The following is a 17,530-nucleotide window of genomic DNA, read 5'->3' as shown; positions in this document are numbered from 1 at the left end:
CGCACGAGGGGTGCGAAACTAGTTCTCGATCATGTCCACGAACGCTCGTTCGTTGCGTTCGGCCAGCCGGTTGTACCAGATTCCGACGCCGAACAGGAACGGGAACGGCAGCACCCCGAGGATCAGCCACGCCACCGGGATGCCCAGCAGGCTGGCTCTGGAGAATCCGGGGAGCAGGTAGAACAGCACCGGCAGCGAGCCCAGCACGCCGATGACGAGCAGCGCGAGCAGCACCGCCGTCCGCAACTGCACCTTCACCAGGTGGTCGCGCACGAGCAGCTTCCCCCAGCTGGTCTGCTCCTCCAGCTCGACGCGGGCGCGCAGGGTGCCGGCGCCGCGGCGGGGATCGTTGAGGATCACCCGTTCCCGCTTGGGTTTCGCGTGGTGTTCCGGCTTCGGCGGCTGTTCGGGTTCGGGCGCGGCGGGCAGCGACTCGACGACGGCGCGGTCGGTCGGCTGCGGCAGCGGCCGCTGCCGGGCGCGCCTGCCGAGGGTCGGATCCGGTTCGCGGACGCCGTTCGCGCGGCGCTCGTAGAAGTCGTCGGTCATGGCCGGGCCCGGCTCAGCCGTTCCGGCCCGAACCGACCAGCCGGTCCTTCAGCGCGCGGGTGTGCCGCCTGCTCACCGGCAGCACCTTCTCCTCGTTGCCGATGACGACCTGGTAGCCGCCCTGGCCCATCCGCAGCTCGGTGATCAGCGGCAGCGCGACCAGGAACGACCGGTGGATCCGGACGAAGCCGGCCTTTTCCCAGCGCTCTTCGAGCTGGGCCAGCGGGATGCGGACGAGGTGGCTGCCTTCGGTGGTGAACAGCCGCGCGTAGTCGCCCTGCGCCTCGACCCAGCGGACCGAGGAGCGCGGGATGAGTTTGGTGGTGCCGGCCAGCTCGACCGGGATGACCTCGTCGTCGTTCTTGACCGGCTCGCCGCCCATCGCCCCGGGCGGCGGTGCCGCGGCGGCGGCCAGCTTGTCCAGCACGCGCGAGATCGCGCGGTCGAGGCGGTCCTGCTGGTACGGCTTGAGCACGTAGTCGAGCGCGCCGAGGTCGAAGGCGTTGACCGCCTCCTCGGCGTGGCCGGTGACGAACACCAGGCACGGCGACGGCCGCAGCGCGGCGAACACCCGCGACATCTCCATGCCGGAGAGGCCGGGCATGTCGATGTCCGCGAAGACGGCGTCGACGATCGGCAGGCCGCGGTCCTTGCGCTCGCGCAGCCGCGGGTCGTCGGTGGACAGCAACCGCAGCGCCTCGGAGGCGTCGATCGCCGGGAACACCTTCGCCACGTGCGGGCTGTTGCGCAGGCAGTGGACGAGTTCGTCAAGACCGTTCGGCTCGTCGTCCACGGCCAGGACCACGAGCTTCCGGGTGTCATCGTGAGCACTCACAGTGAAACGCATCCTGCCCATTGCCGAGTGCAATGTCCAGCCCCCGTCTGCCTGATGTGGGAAGACCCGCGGCCCGGGGCCGCGGGCCCCTCCTCTCAGTGCACGAAGGTGAACCAGTTGAGGTTCACGAAATCGGCAGGCTGGCCGCTCGTGAACGTCAGATACACGTTGTGCACGCCGGTCACCGCGCTGATGTTCGCCGGCACGGTCCGCCAGCTCTGCCAGCCGCCGGTGTTGCCCACCGCGAAGCTGCCGATGGGGGCATTGGAACGGCTGTCGAGCCGCACCTCGACGAGACCGCTCACGCCGGACGCGGCGCCGGAAGCGACGCGGGCCTGGAAGTTCGTGGCCGCGGAGCTGCCGAAGTCGACGTTCGGGTAGAGCGCCCAGTCGCCGTTGGCCACCGCGCCGACGTTCTGCCCGCCGCCGGTGTCCGTGGTGGTCTCGGTGATCATCCCGGACTGCTGGCTGAACGACTCGGCCTGGATCGTGCCGTACGCGCTGCCGCCCCCGCTCGGTGGCGTGGTCGTGGTCGGCGGGGTCGTCGTGCCGCCACCGCCGCCGCGGGTGGACACCGTGACGTAGTCGACGACCATCGGACGGCCGGGCACGATCCCCGGCCCCGGCGTCGTGGTGCCGGAGTTGTTGTTGGGGAACGCGCCGCCGATCGCGACGTTCAGCAGCACGAAGTAGCCGGCGTGGCTGGTCATGTTGGCCCACGTCGTCGCGTCGAGCTGGTTCTGGCTCACCGAGTGGAACTGCTGCCCGTCGACGAACCAGCGGAAGACCTGCGGGCTGGTGCTCGCGTCCCATTCGAAGCGGTAGGTGTGGAAGGCCGACTGGCAGCTGCTGCCGGGGCACGCGCGGTTGTTCGGCAGGCCGGTGGTCTCGTTGCACGGGCCGCCCGGGTTGACGCCGCAGTGCAGGACGCCCCAGACGGAGTTGATCCCGTTGACGTTCTCCATGATGTCGAACTCGCCGATGGCGGGCCAGTTCCAGTAGTTGCCGCGGTACGGGCCGCCGAGGGCCCAGAAGGCGGGCCAGTAGCCGAGCGCGGCCGCGCCGGTGACGTTCGGCATCTGGAGCCGGCTTTCGATCCGCATGACGCCGCCCGCCGGGGGCTTGAAGTCGGTGCGCTGGGTCTCGATCCGCGCCGACGTCCAGTTGCCCGCGCCGTCGCGCAACGGCGTGATGCGGAGGTTGCCGGCGCCGTCCTGGGCGAGGTTGGCCGTGCTCGCCGTGTAGTTCTGGATCTCGCCGGTGCCCCAGTTGCCGGGGCCGCCGGGGTAGCCGTGGCCGGTGTCGATGATCCAGTTCGCGCTGTTCGGCAGGGTTCCGGATCCGCCGGTGAAGTCGTCGGCGAACACCGTGGTCCAGCCGCTCTCGGGCGGCGGGATGGACGCGGCGGCGGGGAGGGTCAGCGGGATGGCGATGAGCGCGGCGCCGAGCACGGCGCCGACGGTGAACCGGAGTCGGGGCATCGGGGACGACCTCCTTGTCGACCGGATTTGTTGCCGTTCACAACAAAGCCCGTCGACAAGGAGAACTGACGCCCTGCACCGATTCCAGAGGCGTTACACGGGAAGGGTGATCCCGGTCACAAAGTCTGCCCGGAAGGCCACCGCGTCAGAGGTCGAGGGTGGTTCTCCGGAGCCGTGGGCCGCTCAGCGAGGACGATCCACGCTTCCCAGGTGTTCGACCTCGCCGCCTGGCACAGAGCTTCCCAACCCTTGGCCGCCTCGGAGGTCGCAAAGCGCGCCTCCCAGCCACCCGGCCGCCGGTGGCGCCACCCGGTCACCGCGTTTTGCCGGCATCTTCAAGCTTCCCCGGGTCCCGGCACGGGGCCGATGTCTTCGGCGATCGGTGCGGTGAGCTTGGCGGCGAGTGCCGGGTCGGCGTGAATGGCAGCGGTGCTGCGCCATTCCGTGATCGTCCGGGCGAGCACCGACCAATGCCCCAGCTCCGCCGAAGCCTGGAAGGCGCGCGCGAAGTCCCTGACGAACTGGACCTGCTCGGCGTCGGGCAGGACATCAACCCACGGGAACTCGTCGAGGAGCGCCGCCGCCGCCACGTCGTGCGGAAGACGGGCCAGCACATTGCGCAGCGCCCGCGCCGCCGCCACAGAGCCTTCCGAAGCCGAATGCGCTCGATCTTCCCTGGTCAGCAGGAGCGCGGCGCCGTCGCGGCGACGGACCCGTACGTCGCCTTCGTCAGCGAGCGCAGCGACGCTCTTGGGATCGCGCTGCAGCTCGCTCCACTGCACTTCAGTGGTGACCATACGTTAATTCTGAACTTTTTCAGAAGTTTCCGCAAGCCCTGTCCGGCCTGTTGAGCGACCAACGGCTCAGAGGCCGAAGCGGGACCAGGCCGCCTTCTGCGTCACCGCGTCCAGGACCGCCGACGCCGCCGCGGGCGCCCCGATGCCCAGGCGTGCCAGCAAGGGCTTCTTCGGCTCCGCCACCGAGATCTCCGCGTCCGGGTAGCGCTCGGTGATGACCTGGCGAAGCGTGCCGAGGCCGTCGACCAGGCCCAGCTCGACCGCCTTGGCGCCCAGCCAGACATCGCCGGTGAACAGGTCCTCGGACTCCGTCAGGCGGTCGCCGCGGCGCTCCTTGACCCAGTTCACGAACAGCTCGTGGAGCTGGGTGTGCATCTTCTTCAGCCACTCGACGTCTTCGGGCTTCTCCGGCGAGAACGGGTCGAGCCGCGACTTGTTCGCGCCCGCCGTGTGCAGGCGGCGCTCGATGCCGAAGCGCTCCAGCAGGCCCGTGAAGCCGAAGCCGCCGCTGATCACGCCGATCGAGCCGACCATCGACGTGCGGTGGGCGTAGATCTCGTCCGCCGCGCAGGCCAGCCAGTAGCCGCCCGAGGCGGCGACGTCCTCGCAGAACGCCAGCACCGGCACGTTCTTCTCGTCGGCCAGCTGCCGGATCCGCTCGGCGACCAGGCCCGACTGCGTCGGCGCGCCGCCGGGGGAGTTCACCAGCAGCGCGACCGCCTTGAGCCGCTCGTGGCCGAACGCCCTGGTCAGCGCCGATTCCACGGCTGCCAGGTTGATCGCGCCCCTGGCCAGCGGTGACGGCGACGGCGTGATCACGCCGTGCAGCTTCACCACGGCCACGACGTCCTTGCGCTCGACGCGGTCGGCGAGCACCGGGATCCGCGAAGCCAGTTTGTCCGTAACGCTCATGAAGCCAGGCTAGCCGGATTCAGCCCATGGGGAGGATGCCGGAGCGGGTGCCGTTGACGCCGTTCACCTCGGCGCCGTTCAGCTGGGCGGGGCCGCCCTGGGCCGGGACCTCGGCTTCGGCGTCCGAGCTGTAGTCCGGCATGTTCGGCCGGACGCCCGGGACGAACTTTGGCACCCGCAGCGTCACCTTCATGCCGGCGCCGGGCGCCGTCTCGACCATCACCGCGTAGTCGCTGCCGAACACCTGCTGCATGCGCTGGTTGATGTTGCCCAGCCCGACGTGCGCGCCGGTGCGGTGGGCGCTCTTGAGGTCGTTGAGCCGCCGCGGGTCCATGCCGATGCCGTCGTCCTCGACGCTGATCAGCGCCTCGGTGCCGTAGTCCTGGGCGATCACCGTGACGCAGCCGCCACTGGGCTTGCTGGCCAGTCCGTGCTTGACCGCGTTCTCCACCAGCGGCTGGATGATCAGGAACGGCACGACCACGCTGAGCACCTCGGGCGCGATCTTCATCCGCACCTCGAGCCGGCCGCCGAAGCGCGCGTTCTCGATCGTCAGGTAGCGGTCGATGTTGCGCAGCTCCTCGGCCAGCGAGGTGAACATGCCCGACGTCCGGAACGAGTAGCGCGTGAAGTCGGCGAAGTCCTGAAGCAGCTCTCGCGCCTCTTCGGGGTCCGTGCGGATCAGCGCGGAGATCGTGTTGAGCGCGTTGTAGACGAAGTGCGGCGAGATCTGCGCGCGCAGCGCCTTGATCTCGGCCTGCTGGAGCTGGTGCTTGGACTCGTCGAGCCGGGCCAGCTCGAACTGGGTGCAGACGAACTGGGCGACGGCGTCGGCCATCTGCACCAGCCGGCCGCGGGTCCGGCCGACGACGATCAGCGCCGCCTCGGTCTCGCCCTCCACCAGCAGCGGCACGATGACCGCGGTCTTCATCCGGCAGGTGCCGCGGTGGTTGCACGGCATCCGGTCGTGCGCGACGACCTCGCGCCGGTGCTTGCGGATCGCCGCGCTGACCGCCTCGACGAGGTCGACGTAGTGCTCGTTCGCCTCGCCGTCCCAGGACAGCAGCGTGCCTTCGCTGTCGGTGATGCCGACGGCGACGCAGTCGAGCATCTGCAGCAGCTGGGTGGTGATCTTGTCGGCGGCGTCCTCGTCGAGGCCGGAACGCAGGTTGGGCGCCGCCTTCGACATCCGGTGCACCGCCTGCAGCATGGCGTCCTCGACCACGCTGCCGGGTTTGCGCAGTTTGACGACCAGCACGATCACCGTGATGCCGAGCAGCACCACAAGAGCCCACGGGACGATCTGCGCAAGCGGGAACCCGGACACGGCGTCCATGCTCTGCGCTCGACCGACCGGGTGCAAGGCCTGATCCCACTTTCTGTCCAACTGCGCTGACCGAGGGTAGACGAGACCCTACCCAGCGTCGGCGAACGCCTACTTCAGGAGGCGCGACATCCGGCGGTCGGCGAGCGGCTTGCCGCCCGTCTGGCAGGTCGGGCAGTACTGGAACGACTTGTCGGCGAAGGATATTTCGCGGATCGTGTCGGCGCAGACGGGGCACGGCAGCCCGGTCCGCGCGTGGACCCGCAGGCCCGACCGCTTCTCGCCCTTCAGCCGGGCCGCCTTCTGCCCCACCGACCGCTCGACGGCGTCGGTCTCGATCTCGTGGATCGCCTCGGCGAGGGTCTCCAGCGCGCCTTCGTCGAGCTTGCCGATCGTCGCGTACGGCGAGAGCTTCGCGCGGTGCATGATCTCGTCGGAGTAGGCGTTGCCGATCCCGGCGAGCAGCGACTGGTCGGTCAACGCCCACTTCAGCCGGGTGTTCTTGCCGGCGAAGAGCGCCCGCAGCTGGGCGGCGTCGACGGCGAGCGCGTCCGGGCCCAGCCGCGCCACGCTCGCGATCTCCTGCGGGTCCTTCACGACCCACACCGCGAGGCCCTTCTTCGTGCCCGCTTCGGTGAGGTCGAAGCCCGGCCCGGTGGCGGACTCGAGGTGCACCCGCAGCGAGATCGGGCCCTTGCCCGGCTTCAGCGGCGCCGCGGCGAGGCCGTCGGACCAGCGCAGCCAGCCCGCGCGGGCCAGGTGGACGACCAGGTGCAGGTCGCCGGCCACGACGTCGAGGTGCTTGCCGTGCCGGGTCGCGGCGGTGATCTCGCGGCCGTGCAGTTCGGTCCACGGCGGTGTCGCCGTCTTCAGCACGCTCAGCGATGCGACATCGATGCGGAAGATCGTCCGGCCGACGGCGTTCTCGCGCAGGTGGTGAGCCAGTGCTTCGACCTCGGGTAGCTCGGGCATGGCTCCAGTGTCCTACTCGACCGGGTGCAGCGGCCCGTCGAAGTCCGGCAGCGAGTGCCGCTGGATGGTCTTGGAGATCTTCTTGACCTCGCCCTGCACGGTGAACATGCCGCGGATGGTGCCGACCCAGCGCTCGGACGGCCTGTCGCCCGTGACGTCGCCCTCGGTCTCCGCGACCACTGTCCACGGACGGCGCAGGATCCACCGCAGCGGGAAGAACAGCACCACGAGCAGCAAGGCCAGCAGCACCCACGCCGGGATGTTGACCTGGTCGGGCGTCCACACGATCAGGATCACGGCCAGCAGCGCCGTCACGACGATCATCGCGATGCCGGGCCCGTAGCTGCCGGCGACGTCGTGCTCGAAGTCGTCGGCCGTTGCCGGTGCGCGCCATTCCATCTGGGCACGGACCACCCAGTCGCGGCCGTCTTCGCCGCGTACCAGCCGGTTCATTCAGTTGCCTCCCAGGGCGCCCGCAGGGTGAGCATCACAACGGTACCGTGCCCGGGCTCACCCGCGCGAGGGAGGAATCCGGACATCTCGCCCGCCGGAACCGATCACCGCTGATCAGGAACCCGTCGGAGCGCTCGGTGCCGGGTCCGCCGGTTCGCCCGACCCGGTGACGGCCGACGCGCTGCCCGGGCACGGCTTGCCCGACGTCGGCGTCACCGTCGTCGACGGCTCGGCCGAGGTGTCCGTGTCCGTGGTCTCGTCGTCCTTCGGTGCGGGCTCGTCCGACGACGGGACCGGCTTGCCGGGCCGTCCGGTCGGCGACAGCTCCGGCGCGTCGACGTCCTCCGGCGCGGTCGCGTCGGTGGATTCGGTGGTCATCGTCATGTCGGGCCTCGACGTCGTGTCCAGCCGCGGCGACGTCGACTGGTGGTCGGGCGCCATCAAGGTCGACGAAGTGAGGTCTTCGCGCGGCTCCGGCTGCTCGGCTGCACCGCCCACGGCCGCGACCGGGACCTCCCCGGCGACGGGAAGCTGCGGTACCTCGTTGACGGCGACCTGCCGCTCCCCGCCCCGCGCGCGAGCCGGGACGGCGACCCCGGTGCCGCGGCCGTTGAGCACGCCGATGCCGATCCGCGGCTCCGGCTGCGCCTGCGGCGGCGGCTGGTGGTGCGTCTCCGAAGGCGGGACCACGACGAGCTCGGGCGCCCCGCCGGGCAGCCCGATGTCCTGCACCGGCCCGGTCGAGAACAGCACCGGCCCGGCCGCCACGCCGACCGCGCCCACGGCGGCGGTCGACGCCAGCGCCAGCCCGATCTTGACCTTCGACCCGACCAGCACGCCCTTGATCGTCGCGCCGAGCCCGGCCAGCACCCCGCTGCCGCCCAGCGACGCGGCGGCCGGCACCAGCAGCACCAGCACCCCGGCGTGCGCCCGCAGCGACGAGCAGACGTCACGCAGCTCGTCCTGGGTGCCCCGGCACGACGGGCAGCCGAGCAGGTGCGCCTTGATCCGCTCCGCCTCGGCCCCGGTCACGCTGCCCGCGGTGAACCCGCCGAGCTTTTCGACGACCGCGCGGCACGAATCCGGGCCGCGGTTCACCGAAAGGTGTGCCTGCAGGTACGCCGCACGCAGGCCCTGCCGGGCCCGGCGGGCCAGCGCCGCCGTCGCGTTCGCGCTCAACCCGAAGTGCGGCGCGACCATGGCGGGCTGCTCGCCCTCGACCTCGGTCTGCCACAGCACCGTCCGCCACCGCTCCGGCAGGCTGGTGAACGCGGTCGTGATCAGCGTGTGCTCGGCCGTGCGGGCGTGCGTGTCGGCACCCGCACCGGCGCGGAAAGTCAGTTCGTCGTCCGAAACCGGGACGTCCCGGCGGGCACCGTGCCACTCCCACGACACCCGGCGCGCGACGGTCAGCAGGTAGGCCCGGACGTAGTCGCGGGGGCCGGCACCACGGCGGAGAGCCTGCAACACGCGGAAGAACGTCTCCGCGGTGATGTCCTCGGCCTCCGACCGGTCCGCCGCCAGGCTCTGCGCCAGCCGCCGGACGGCGGCGGCGTGCAGCTCGAACAGCTCCCCGAACGCGGCGTCCTCGCCGTTGCGCAGCCGTTGCAGCAGTGCCTGTTCGTCGGATTCCGAGGCCGCTTGTGGCGGCACCGTGCCCAGCTCGGTCATCCGGCCCGGCACCTCCTCCCCGAAGGTCTCCCCATTCGGTCGAATGGAGACACCATACGGAGGGAATCAGCCGTCGTCACCCCTTGTACGCCAGCTGTGACACCGAAGCACCGGTCAGAGCGAGGGGGGACCCGGTGAAGAGCCCCCCACACGGAGGGTATAGAGTTCCTTCCATCAGCAAGACAACGCGGATGTAGCGCAGCTGGTAGCGCATCACCTTGCCAAGGTGAGGGTCGCGGGTTCGAATCCCGTCATCCGCTCGCGGTTAAAGGGCTGTATCGGCAGGAAGTGCCGATACAGCCCTTTTGCTATTTCACCCGGGAGGTTGAGCTCCCGGGTCGCGGCTGGCTTCTTCAGAGCTCGTAGGTGTCGAGGACCGTGGGGGCCACCGGGGTCAGGTGGGGGTCTTCGCGCTCGGTCACCTGGCCGCGGGCCATCCGGTAGACGCGGAAGTTGTTGTCGTTCTCCGTGTCCTGGTCGTCCCATGTGTACAGGAGGCCGTAGGAGCCGGGGGCCAGCTCGCCCGCTCGGGTGAACAACGTCAGGAGTTCGGGGCCCAGGTGGCCGCCGTGCTTGTCGAAGCCGCCGAAGTGGAGCATGGGGATTCCCGCGCTCCAGCGGAGGTCGACCAGGTCGAAGTCGGCCGCGTCGCGGATGGCCCGGTGGACGCGGTCGACCAAGCGCTCCAGGAGCGCCGCGTCGTCGTCGCCGCTCGCGGTCGCCTGGATGGTCACCCAGCCGTGATATTCGAACACCCGCAAGACGGTAGCAAGAGATCAACCAGCGGTTCAGCGGGCCAGCTCGGAGGGCTGTTCGGGGGTCCGGGTGGCGGAGCCCCCGGCCCGGGGCGAAGCCCCGGTTGTCTCGGAGGGCTGTTCGGGGGTCCGGGTGGCGGAGCCCCCGGCCCGGGGCGAAGCCCCGGTTGTCTCCGAGGGCTGTTCGGGGGTCCGGGTGGCGGAGCCCCCGGCCCGGGACGAAGCCCCGGTTGTCTCCGAGGGCTTCCCGTCCTGGCGGAGCACGTTCGTCAGCACCCCTTCGCCCAGCCGCTCGAACGCCGGCACCAGCTTTTCGCCGAACACGCACAGCGTGCGCTCCCACGGGTGGCCGAGCGTGCCGAAGGAGAAGTCCGAGGCCAGGAACAGGTGGTAGTCCGCGCGCGGGAACACCGGGACCGGCCACCGGGCGCTGCCGGACATCAGGTGCGGGCGGACGCGGTAGGACTGGTGCTGCCAGTGCAGCGCCCACATCCAGTCGTCCGGGCCGCAGACCTCGCGGAACGCGGCCAGCGCGATCGTCCCGACCTGGTGCTCCTCGACCGCGTACGGGCCCAGCCGGAACTCTGCCGAGGCGCGGTCCAGGTTCCCGGGCGAAAGGTCCCACGTCCGCGACGGCGCAGGCTCGCGGAACCCCGGCCAGGCGTGGGCGTACGTGCTCGGCCAGAACGCCAGCTTGTCGTACACCCAGTACCAGGCGGGCTCGTCGACGACACGGGAGACGGCTTCCCAGGCAGCATTCACTGTTACGACCTCATGTTGGCCAGGCACGGAAGAACACGCGAAAGCTTCGTGTTCGCTCTCCGGTTTGTCCAGTCCCCGTCCGCTCACTGCGAACGGTGTCACTCATCCGGGTGGATCCTGCCAAGTTGTCACCACGCGGATCCGCCGGCTTCAGAACACGAGGTAGCCCATCAGGAACTCCTTCGTCTTGCCCTCGCAGCCGGCGGAGAGCGAGTCGAAGTGGCTTCCACCGGCGTTGCACCGGTAGATCGCCCGCGCCGACGCCCACGTCGGAGGGTTCGCGTACGCGTACCCGAGCAGACCGATCGTCTGCTGCCCTTCGCAGTTGCCGCTCTGGTCGGTCGAGGTGAACCAGTCGTTCTGGCCCGTCACCTTGCAGGCGTAGAACTTGCGCGTCCCGGGCTCGGCCGTGGCCACGAGCGAGCCGAACACCCCCTCGCTCGTGAACCCGGGTGGCGGGCCGATCTTCTTCGTGGCGCTGAAGTGCGCGCCGTCCGGGTGGTGGTAGCGGGTCAGCGGCACCATCGCCGGCTTCGGCTGCTCGGGCTCGCCGCTCGCGGACGTGCTGGGCGGCGTGACCGTGCTCGCGCCGGGCAGCACCGAAAGGCTCGTGGCCGGCGGCGCCGAGGACGCACTGGCCGGCGTCGGGCTTGCGCTGGTGCTCGGCGCGGCGGTCGGGCCGGGCAGCGGCTCGGCCACCGGTGCCGCGGACGCCGGGGGCGCGCCTGCGTCCGCCACCGGGGTCGTCCCGCCGGGCTTGAGGAGGAAGATCGCGGCCAGCGCGGCGACGACCGCGACCGCCGCCCCGGCCAGCACCAGTGGCAGGCGCTTCTTCCGGGGCGGATCCCAGTCCGCCGTGGTGGGCGTGGGTGCGGCGACCTTCGACGTGACCGGTTCGAAGACGATGGTCGGCAGCTCGGCCGGGTCGACCGCCTGTGTCGGCGCGTCGGTGATCGCGGTGCGCGCCGTCTCCAGCCACCGCCGCAGGCCGGACGCGTCGAGGCGGTCCGGGGTGGCCTGCGTGAGCAGCCCGCGCACGGCTTCGGCGAGCGGACCGCGACAGCGTTCCAGCACCGGCTGGTCGTACATGATCGCGTGCAGGGTCGCGGCCGTGGTGGTGCGCTGGAACGGCGCCCGGCCTTCCGCGGCGTGGAACAGCGTCGCGCCGAGCGACCAGAGATCGGACGCGGGCGACGGCCCCGCGCCGGCGAACAGCTCGGGCGCCATGTAGCCGGGCGAGCCCATGACCCCGCCGGTCTGCGTCAGTCCCGGGTCGTCCATGGCCCGCGCGATGCCGAAGTCGGCGAGCTTCACCCGGTCGCCGGGCAGCACCATGATGTTGCTGGGCTTGACGTCCCGGTGCACGATCCCGGCCCGGTGCGCGCTCTCCAGCGCGCCGAGCACCTGCAGGCCGAGCGCGGCGACGCGGTCGTTGGCCAGCGGGCCTTCGCGCCCGATGACGTCGGCGAGCGTCGGCGCCACCACCAGCTCCATGACGATGAACGTGGCGCCCTGCTCGCGGACGACGTCGTACACCGTGACGACACCGGGGTCGTTGAGCCGGCCGGCCGTGCGGGCTTCCCGCATGACGCGTTCGAGGTTGGTCCCCGGCGGCGTGGCCAGCTCCTTCAGCGCGACCGGGCGCCCGAGCACCGTGTCTTCGGCGCGCCAGACGACGCCCATCCCGCCGCGGCCCAGCTCGGCCGAGATCGCGTACCGCCCCGCGACCAGTCTCATCGCCCCACCCCCAGAACCCTCGGGGCGATGCTAAGGGAGGCGCCGGGGAGCCCCGGCGCCTCCCCTGGTCAGGCCGCGTCCCAGAGGGTGAGGAACGCCGACGCCTCGCTGCGGGCCCAGAGCCGCAGCCGTTCGCGGTCGCGGGCGGAGAGCTGGTACTCCTTCGCCCGGCGAACGTCGATCACCAGTGCCTCGCCGCCCGGCAGGATGTCGGGCATCGCCTGCTCCAGCACCCAGAGCGCGAGCTGCGCCGAGGACCTCGTCAGCGGTTCCTCCTTGAAGTAGAGCCAGGTCGCGTAGCGGCGGCCGTCGCTCTTGCGGAGCCCGAGCTGCGGGCTGACGCCGATCTCGAGTTCGCCGATCGCGCACCGGCCGCGGCCGACCTCGACCAGCCGTGGCGACTTGCGGCCGAGGTAGCGCAGCCAGCCCTCGGCGATCGCCGCGTAGTGCGGTTTCGTGCGCTCGTCGGCGGCGTTGACGAGCGCGCGCAACGCGACCTCGTCCTGGTTCGCCGCCCGCCCGGACCGCACCGCGTTGGCCGCCCGCCGGTAGTAGTTGAACGCCGCGCGCGCCGGATCGAGGTACTGACGGCGCTGCCGCCGTACGAACGACGACCGCGACGGCCCGGAACTCGCGCTGTAGCCCACGAACGTGGACAGGGTGATGTAGGCCATGGCCCTGCCTTCCTCCATCACGCCACCCGCGGGTGCGGGCGGCATCTCCCCTGGACAACGCCAATTTTAGAACATACGTACGACAGTTTCCGGGGCCTGACGGGTGACCCGGCCGGCCGGGAAAACGGGTCTCCCGCAAACGCCGGACTTGCGCTACGTTGCCGATCAACCTCAAACCGCAACCTTGCAGGTCGGCCGTGCGTGCCAGACTGATGCCCCGAACGGTGGATGGGGGTCCAGAGGATGAGCTGGCAGGAAGAGCTCCGGCGTCTTGACGCGGAGCTTGCCGAAGGTCGCATCGAGCCGGCTGACCACCGCAAACAGCGGGACGAGCTGCTCGCGCAGGCCTCCGGTTCGACGGTGCCGTCACCGGTGCCGTCGCCGCTGCGCCGTCCGGGCGAGACCTGGCGGAGCACCAACCCGGCGAACCACCCGGCGCCCGCCCAGCCGACCCAACCGGTCCAGCCGGTCCAGCACGTCCAGCCCGGGCCGCCGATGCTGCCGCCGCAGCGCGTCGAATCGCCGCGGCCCGCGGTGCCGCCGCCGCCCTGGCAGCGCACCGGGCTGCCGACGTCGCTGGCCACCAGCCACGTGCCCGCCATCCCGGACCACATGACGACCGCGCCGAGCCCGGCCGACATCACGCCGACCCGCTACCTGCGCGTCGACGGCCCGGCCGAGCAGGGACCGGGCAGCCGGTTCCCGCCCATCACGCCGCCCGGCGGCGAATCGCGGCCCGTGCCCGAACCGGAGGAGCCGGCAGGCAAGCACCGGTGGGCCACCGACGGCGAGCCGTCCGGGCGTTCCGGCGCGACCTGGCCGTTCGTCGTGCTCGGCGTGCTCGTGGTGGTCGGCATGATCATCGGCGCGACGATGTGGCTGGGCAGCGACGACGACAAGCCCAACGCGCTGTCGACGTTCACGCCCGTCGTGACGCAGCCGCCTGCCGCCGCCGCCCAGCCGCAGCTGGAGGACCAGGTGCCGCCGCTGCCCGGGATGCCGCACCCAGAGAGCTCCGCGATGTCGCTGGCCCGCGGCCTCGACCTGAAGCTGTACCCGAAGGAAGCCGCCCAGGTCTTCTCGCAGCACGGTGTCACGCAGTTCGTGTACCGCGCCTCCTCGGCCGGGGACACCGGCTTCCTCGGCTACGCCATCCCCGCCGAGAACGAGGAAGGCGCGAAGGCGATCATCGACTACCTGCGCGAGGCCGCCGCGGCGGGCGGGTACTCCCCGATCCCGGCCGACCCGGGCACGGTCACCGGCCGCAACGGCGACCTGCGCATGGACGGCACCTGGTACACCTCGGGCAAGGTCGCGATCGTCCTCTGGGCGTCCCAGCCCTTCGCCAAGGACAAGAACCAGCTCAAGACCAGCCTCGACAACGCCGTGGCGGTGTTCAAGAAGGCTTTGCCGCCCAGCTGATCACCCGCGCCGGTCGAGCACCCCGGCCAGCGTCTCCCTGGCGACGTCGGCGCCGAAGAGGCGGTCGACGACGGTCTTGCCCTCTTCGGACAGCCGCTGCCACAGCTTGTCGTCCTCGAGCACGGTGACGATCTCGTCGGCGAGCTCCTGCGCCGTGCCGCCGACGAGGACGTCCCGGCCGTGCGTCAGGTGCATGCCCTCGGCGGCCAGCGGGGTGGCGACGACCGGGACGCCGTAGCCGAGGCTCTCCCCCAGCTTGCCCTTCACGCCCGCGCCGAAGCGCAGCGGCGCGACGACCACGCGGGCCTCGCCGTAGGCGCTGTCGAGGTTCGGCACCCAGCCGCGGACGACGACGCCGTCGCGGGCGAGGTCGAACATCTCCTGCGGCGGGTTGCTGCCGACGATCTGGGCGACCGCGTCCGGGCGGCGGCGCCGCACCAGCGGCATGATCTCCTCCGCCAGCCAGCGCGCCGCGTCCCGGTTGGGCAGGTGGTCGAAGCTGCCGACGAACAGCACGCCCGACCGTCCTTCCGGGACCGCCACCGAGCCGTCGGCGTAGTGCACGTTGGACAGCACCTCGACGCGCGCCGACGGCACGAGCTCCCGCAGCAACGCACGCTCCACATCGGACACCACGAACGTGACGTCGGTGGCGCGGGTGAGGCCGAGCTCGGACTCCCGCAGCACTTCGGCACGCCGCCGCAGCGTCAGCTCTTCGCGCGTGTTGCCCAGCTGCGCGGCCAGGTCGGCCTGGCGGTTGAGCCGGACGAAGTGCAGGTCGACCGTGTCGTAGGCGATGACGCAGTCCGGCGCGTGCTCGCGGACCTGCTCCAGCAGCTGCCAGGCGACGTGCGGCCGCGACAGCACGGCCAGGCTCAGGTCGGGGCCGGCGTCGCGCAGGAACTCCAGCTGTTCGCCGAGCCCGGTGATCACCGTGACGCCCGCGCGGTACAGCGCATCGACGTACGGTTCGTGGAGCGCGTTGTTGAGCGGCATGAACACGACCCGGTGGCCGAGGCCGACGAGCAGTTCGAGGATGCGGAACATCCGCACCGAGCCGGAGTCCTTGTCCGGCATCGGCACCTGGTGGTCGGCGACGAGCACGGTGCCGCCGCGGTGGCCGTCCTTCGTGCGCTGCCGCCCGGCCCACACCGCGCGCGGGCTCGCCTCGGGGAAGTGGTCGCGCAGCTGGACGCTCCACTTGTCGACGAAGATGCCGCGGTTGAGCTCCTGGTGGCGCTTCACGCCGGAGGAGACGTCCGTGCCGTTGGTGATGCCTTCGTGGTGCACGACGACCGACGCGGGCTGGACCATCGTCCGGTACCCCGCCGCCCGCACGGCGAACGCGAGGTCGGTGTCTTCGTAGTACGCGGGGGCGAAGCGCTTGTCGAAGCCGCCGATCCGCTCGAACAGCTCCCGCCGGACGAGCAGGGCCGCGCCCGAGCAGTAGTCGACGTCCCGCAGCGCCTGGTACCAGGGGGCGTCCGGGTTCTGCAGCCTGCCGTAGTTCCAGCCGGTGCCGTCGGCCCAGATGATGCCGCCGCACTCCTGCAGGCGGCCGTCCGGGTAGACCAGCTTGGACCCGACGAGCCCGACGTCCGGCCGCGTCTCGACGACGGCGACCAGCTCGTCGAGCCAGCCCGCGGTGACCTCGGTGTCGTTGTTGAGGAACATGACGAAGTCGCCGCGCGCGTGCTCGGCGCCGAGGTTGCAGGCGCCGACGAACCCCAGGTTCTTCGGCGCGCGGACCTGCCGGACCCCGGCACAGCCGGCGACGCGGTCGGCGGAGTCGTCCGGCGAGGCGTCGTCGACGACGATCACCTCGAACGGCGTCGACGGCAGGTGGCGCTGGATCGAGTCGAGGCAGCCGCGGGTGAACCGCCAGTTGCCGTAGACCGGGATGACGACGCTGACGATCGGCTGGTCGCTGGTGGTCACCGCGACCGGTCCGGGCACCGCGACCGGGTCGCCGGGCAGCACCCCGGCGGGCCGGCCGAGCGCCGTCTCGTAGAAGTCGCGGCGGCGGGTGCCGCGCGGTGCGTACTTCTCGATGGTGCCGCGGTACTTCCCGATCGCCCGCTGGACCAGGGCGGACGTCTCGGCGCGCAGCTTCTCGTTCTCGGCGGCGAGCCTGCCGATGGTCTCGCTGAGGCTGGTGTTGTTGCCGGCCAGCCACTCCAGCCGTTCGCGGTCGTAGCCCGCCTTGCGCTGCAGCCGGTTCAGCTCGTCGGCCGCGCGCTGCCGGTCTTCGCGGGCGCGTTCGGCCTGCCGGAGCGCCTCGTCGCGCTCGGCCGCGGCCCGCCGTTCGGCGGCGGTGACCTGGGCGAGTTCGCCGGTGAGCCGGGTGACCGCCGTCTTCGCCTGGTCCCGCTCGGCTTCGGCGCGGCCCAGCCCGTCGCGCAGGCGGCCCGCTTCGGCGGCGGCGCGGGCCACGAGGGTCAGCTTCGGGTCGATCATCGCCGACGTCGAGGGCACGTCGATCGGCTCGGCCGACGCGACGGAGACGAAGTACGTGTGCGGCGCGCCGGGCTCGATGACCCAGCCGTCGGCGTCGTCGGCCTGGAGCGCGAAGACCTCCGCGCCGGTCCCCGCGCCGTTGTCGTGGATCAGCGAGCCGACGGCGACGTTCTGGCGCAGCACGACGACGTGCTCGAAGCTGCCCGCCAGCAGCTCGCGGAACGCGGACTCGGTGAGCTCGTGCACGTGGTACGGGTTCTCGTTGCCGTGGTCGTGCGTGTAGACCTCGATGTCCGGGGTGCTGCAGAGGAACACCCCGCCCGGCGCGAGCCGGTTGCGGACCAGCTCCATCAGCCGGTCCTGCTCGTCGACGTGCTCGATGGCCTCGAAGCACGTGATGACGTCGAAGACCTCGCCGTCGAGCGCGGCCGGGTCGGTGATCGAGCCGACCTCGAAGCGGACGCGCGGGTAGCGGGTGCGGGCGTGCTCGACGGTCCGCGGGTCGATCTCCAGCCCGACGACCTCGGCGGCCGACGCGGCGACCAGCGCGGCGCCGTAGCCCTCGCCGCTGGCCAGGTCGAGGACGCGCTTGCCCGCGGTGAACCGGCTCGCGAACGCGTAGCGGTGGTAGTGCTCGTAGATCACCTGGAGATCGTCGGTCCACGGCACGCACCGCTCGCCGGTCCACTCGATCAGCCGGTCACCGCTCGTCCCCTTGCCCATGGCGGG

Annotated in this window: 14 protein-coding genes, 1 tRNA gene and 1 pseudogene; 2 read left to right on the top strand and 14 right to left on the bottom strand. The window is 71.4% G+C overall.

Going from position 1 to position 17,530, the window contains the following annotated elements; translation table 11 throughout:
* Positions 1–18: 18 nt before the first annotated feature.
* From BLW76_RS07880 to BLW76_RS07840, 9 genes are all read right to left on the bottom strand, one after another.
* The gene (locus tag BLW76_RS07880; protein WP_091305171.1) at positions 19–549 is read right to left on the bottom strand and encodes a DUF485 domain-containing protein; all 531 of its coding nucleotides are present in this window, start codon (positions 547–549) and stop codon (positions 19–21) included.
* 13 nt (positions 550–562) lie between these two features.
* Positions 563–1,396: a LytR/AlgR family response regulator transcription factor gene (locus tag BLW76_RS07875; RefSeq protein WP_167384504.1), complete on the bottom strand. Its 834-nt coding sequence runs from the start codon at positions 1,394–1,396 to the stop codon at positions 563–565.
* A gap of 83 nt (positions 1,397–1,479) precedes the next feature.
* On the bottom strand, positions 1,480–2,865 hold the full coding sequence (locus BLW76_RS07870; protein ID WP_091305169.1) for a carbohydrate-binding protein: 1,386 nt from the start codon (positions 2,863–2,865) through the stop codon (positions 1,480–1,482).
* Between the two features lie 335 nt (positions 2,866–3,200).
* A complete protein-coding gene (locus BLW76_RS07865; protein WP_091305168.1) occupies positions 3,201–3,662 on the bottom strand; it encodes a hypothetical protein in 462 nt (153 codons plus the stop codon).
* A gap of 66 nt (positions 3,663–3,728) precedes the next feature.
* The gene (locus BLW76_RS07860; protein ID WP_091305167.1) at positions 3,729–4,574 is read right to left on the bottom strand and encodes a S49 family peptidase; all 846 of its coding nucleotides are present in this window, start codon (positions 4,572–4,574) and stop codon (positions 3,729–3,731) included.
* A 19-nt stretch (positions 4,575–4,593) separates the two neighbouring features.
* On the bottom strand, positions 4,594–5,910 hold the full coding sequence (locus BLW76_RS07855; protein WP_091305166.1) for a histidine kinase: 1,317 nt from the start codon (positions 5,908–5,910) through the stop codon (positions 4,594–4,596).
* 99 nt (positions 5,911–6,009) lie between these two features.
* The gene (locus tag BLW76_RS07850; RefSeq protein WP_091305165.1) at positions 6,010–6,870 is read right to left on the bottom strand and encodes an Fpg/Nei family DNA glycosylase; all 861 of its coding nucleotides are present in this window, start codon (positions 6,868–6,870) and stop codon (positions 6,010–6,012) included.
* Between the two features lie 12 nt (positions 6,871–6,882).
* A complete protein-coding gene (locus BLW76_RS07845) occupies positions 6,883–7,323 on the bottom strand; it encodes a DUF983 domain-containing protein (RefSeq protein WP_091305164.1) in 441 nt (146 codons plus the stop codon).
* Positions 7,324–7,437: 114 nt separating this feature from the next.
* Positions 7,438–8,994: a sigma-70 family RNA polymerase sigma factor gene (locus tag BLW76_RS07840; protein ID WP_091305163.1), complete on the bottom strand. Its 1,557-nt coding sequence runs from the start codon at positions 8,992–8,994 to the stop codon at positions 7,438–7,440.
* A 187-nt stretch (positions 8,995–9,181) separates the two neighbouring features.
* Between BLW76_RS07840 and BLW76_RS07835 the strand changes: the two genes are divergently transcribed.
* Positions 9,182–9,254 (top strand) — tRNA-Gly (locus BLW76_RS07835).
* Between the two features lie 93 nt (positions 9,255–9,347).
* Here BLW76_RS07835 and BLW76_RS07830 read toward each other — a convergent pair.
* The 4 genes and pseudogenes from BLW76_RS07830 to BLW76_RS07815 all read right to left on the bottom strand — a co-directional run bounded on the left by BLW76_RS07830 (position 9,348) and on the right by BLW76_RS07815 (position 12,940).
* Positions 9,348–9,749 carry an immunity 7 family protein gene (locus BLW76_RS07830; RefSeq protein ID WP_091305162.1) on the bottom strand — a complete coding sequence of 134 codons (402 nt, stop codon included), beginning with the start codon at positions 9,747–9,749 and terminating at the stop codon, positions 9,348–9,350.
* Between the two features lie 237 nt (positions 9,750–9,986).
* A pseudogene (locus BLW76_RS07825) lies at positions 9,987–10,511 on the bottom strand (DUF2716 domain-containing protein); the annotation flags it as partial.
* A gap of 150 nt (positions 10,512–10,661) precedes the next feature.
* Positions 10,662–12,248 carry a serine/threonine-protein kinase gene (locus tag BLW76_RS07820; RefSeq protein ID WP_091305160.1) on the bottom strand — a complete coding sequence of 529 codons (1,587 nt, stop codon included), beginning with the start codon at positions 12,246–12,248 and terminating at the stop codon, positions 10,662–10,664.
* 68 nt (positions 12,249–12,316) lie between these two features.
* A complete protein-coding gene (locus tag BLW76_RS07815; RefSeq protein WP_244170082.1) occupies positions 12,317–12,940 on the bottom strand; it encodes a hypothetical protein in 624 nt (207 codons plus the stop codon).
* 225 nt (positions 12,941–13,165) lie between these two features.
* Here BLW76_RS07815 and BLW76_RS07810 point away from each other — a divergent pair, with 225 nt between their 5' ends.
* Positions 13,166–14,344 carry a hypothetical protein gene (locus BLW76_RS07810; RefSeq protein WP_091305158.1) on the top strand — a complete coding sequence of 393 codons (1,179 nt, stop codon included), beginning with the start codon at positions 13,166–13,168 and terminating at the stop codon, positions 14,342–14,344.
* Here the strand turns inward: BLW76_RS07810 and BLW76_RS07805 are convergent, their stop codons facing one another.
* Positions 14,345–17,524 carry a glycosyltransferase gene (locus BLW76_RS07805; RefSeq protein WP_091305157.1) on the bottom strand — a complete coding sequence of 1,060 codons (3,180 nt, stop codon included), beginning with the start codon at positions 17,522–17,524 and terminating at the stop codon, positions 14,345–14,347.
* Between the last annotated feature and the right edge of the window lie 6 nt (positions 17,525–17,530).

The sequence above is a fragment of the Amycolatopsis tolypomycina genome, assembly GCF_900105945.1.
Lineage (GTDB): Bacteria > Actinomycetota > Actinomycetes > Mycobacteriales > Pseudonocardiaceae > Amycolatopsis > Amycolatopsis tolypomycina.
Note: the sequence above shows the minus strand (reverse complement) of the source record. Positions and strands in the feature narration are given on the sequence as shown.

Bases quoted from the DNA above. Each gene is read 5' to 3' on its own strand.
- BLW76_RS07815 (WP_244170082.1), bottom strand. From the start codon at position 12,940: ATGGAGGAAGGCAGGGCCATGGCCTACATCACCCTGTCCACGTTCGTG.
- BLW76_RS07810 (WP_091305158.1), top strand. From the start codon at position 13,166: ATGAGCTGGCAGGAAGAGCTCCGGCGTCTTGACGCGGAGCTTGCCGAA.
- BLW76_RS07875 (WP_167384504.1), bottom strand. From the start codon at position 1,396: ATGCGTTTCACTGTGAGTGCTCACGATGACACCCGGAAGCTCGTGGTC.
- BLW76_RS07845 (WP_091305164.1), bottom strand. From the start codon at position 7,323: ATGAACCGGCTGGTACGCGGCGAAGACGGCCGCGACTGGGTGGTCCGT.
- BLW76_RS07860 (WP_091305167.1), bottom strand. From the start codon at position 4,574: ATGAGCGTTACGGACAAACTGGCTTCGCGGATCCCGGTGCTCGCCGAC.
- BLW76_RS07805 (WP_091305157.1), bottom strand. From the start codon at position 17,524: ATGGGCAAGGGGACGAGCGGTGACCGGCTGATCGAGTGGACCGGCGAG.
- BLW76_RS07870 (WP_091305169.1), bottom strand. From the start codon at position 2,865: ATGCCCCGACTCCGGTTCACCGTCGGCGCCGTGCTCGGCGCCGCGCTC.
- BLW76_RS07840 (WP_091305163.1), bottom strand. From the start codon at position 8,994: ATGACCGAGCTGGGCACGGTGCCGCCACAAGCGGCCTCGGAATCCGAC.
- BLW76_RS07820 (WP_091305160.1), bottom strand. From the start codon at position 12,248: ATGAGACTGGTCGCGGGGCGGTACGCGATCTCGGCCGAGCTGGGCCGC.
- BLW76_RS07850 (WP_091305165.1), bottom strand. From the start codon at position 6,870: ATGCCCGAGCTACCCGAGGTCGAAGCACTGGCTCACCACCTGCGCGAG.
- BLW76_RS07865 (WP_091305168.1), bottom strand. From the start codon at position 3,662: ATGGTCACCACTGAAGTGCAGTGGAGCGAGCTGCAGCGCGATCCCAAG.
- BLW76_RS07855 (WP_091305166.1), bottom strand. From the start codon at position 5,910: ATGGACGCCGTGTCCGGGTTCCCGCTTGCGCAGATCGTCCCGTGGGCT.
- BLW76_RS07880 (WP_091305171.1), bottom strand. From the start codon at position 549: ATGACCGACGACTTCTACGAGCGCCGCGCGAACGGCGTCCGCGAACCG.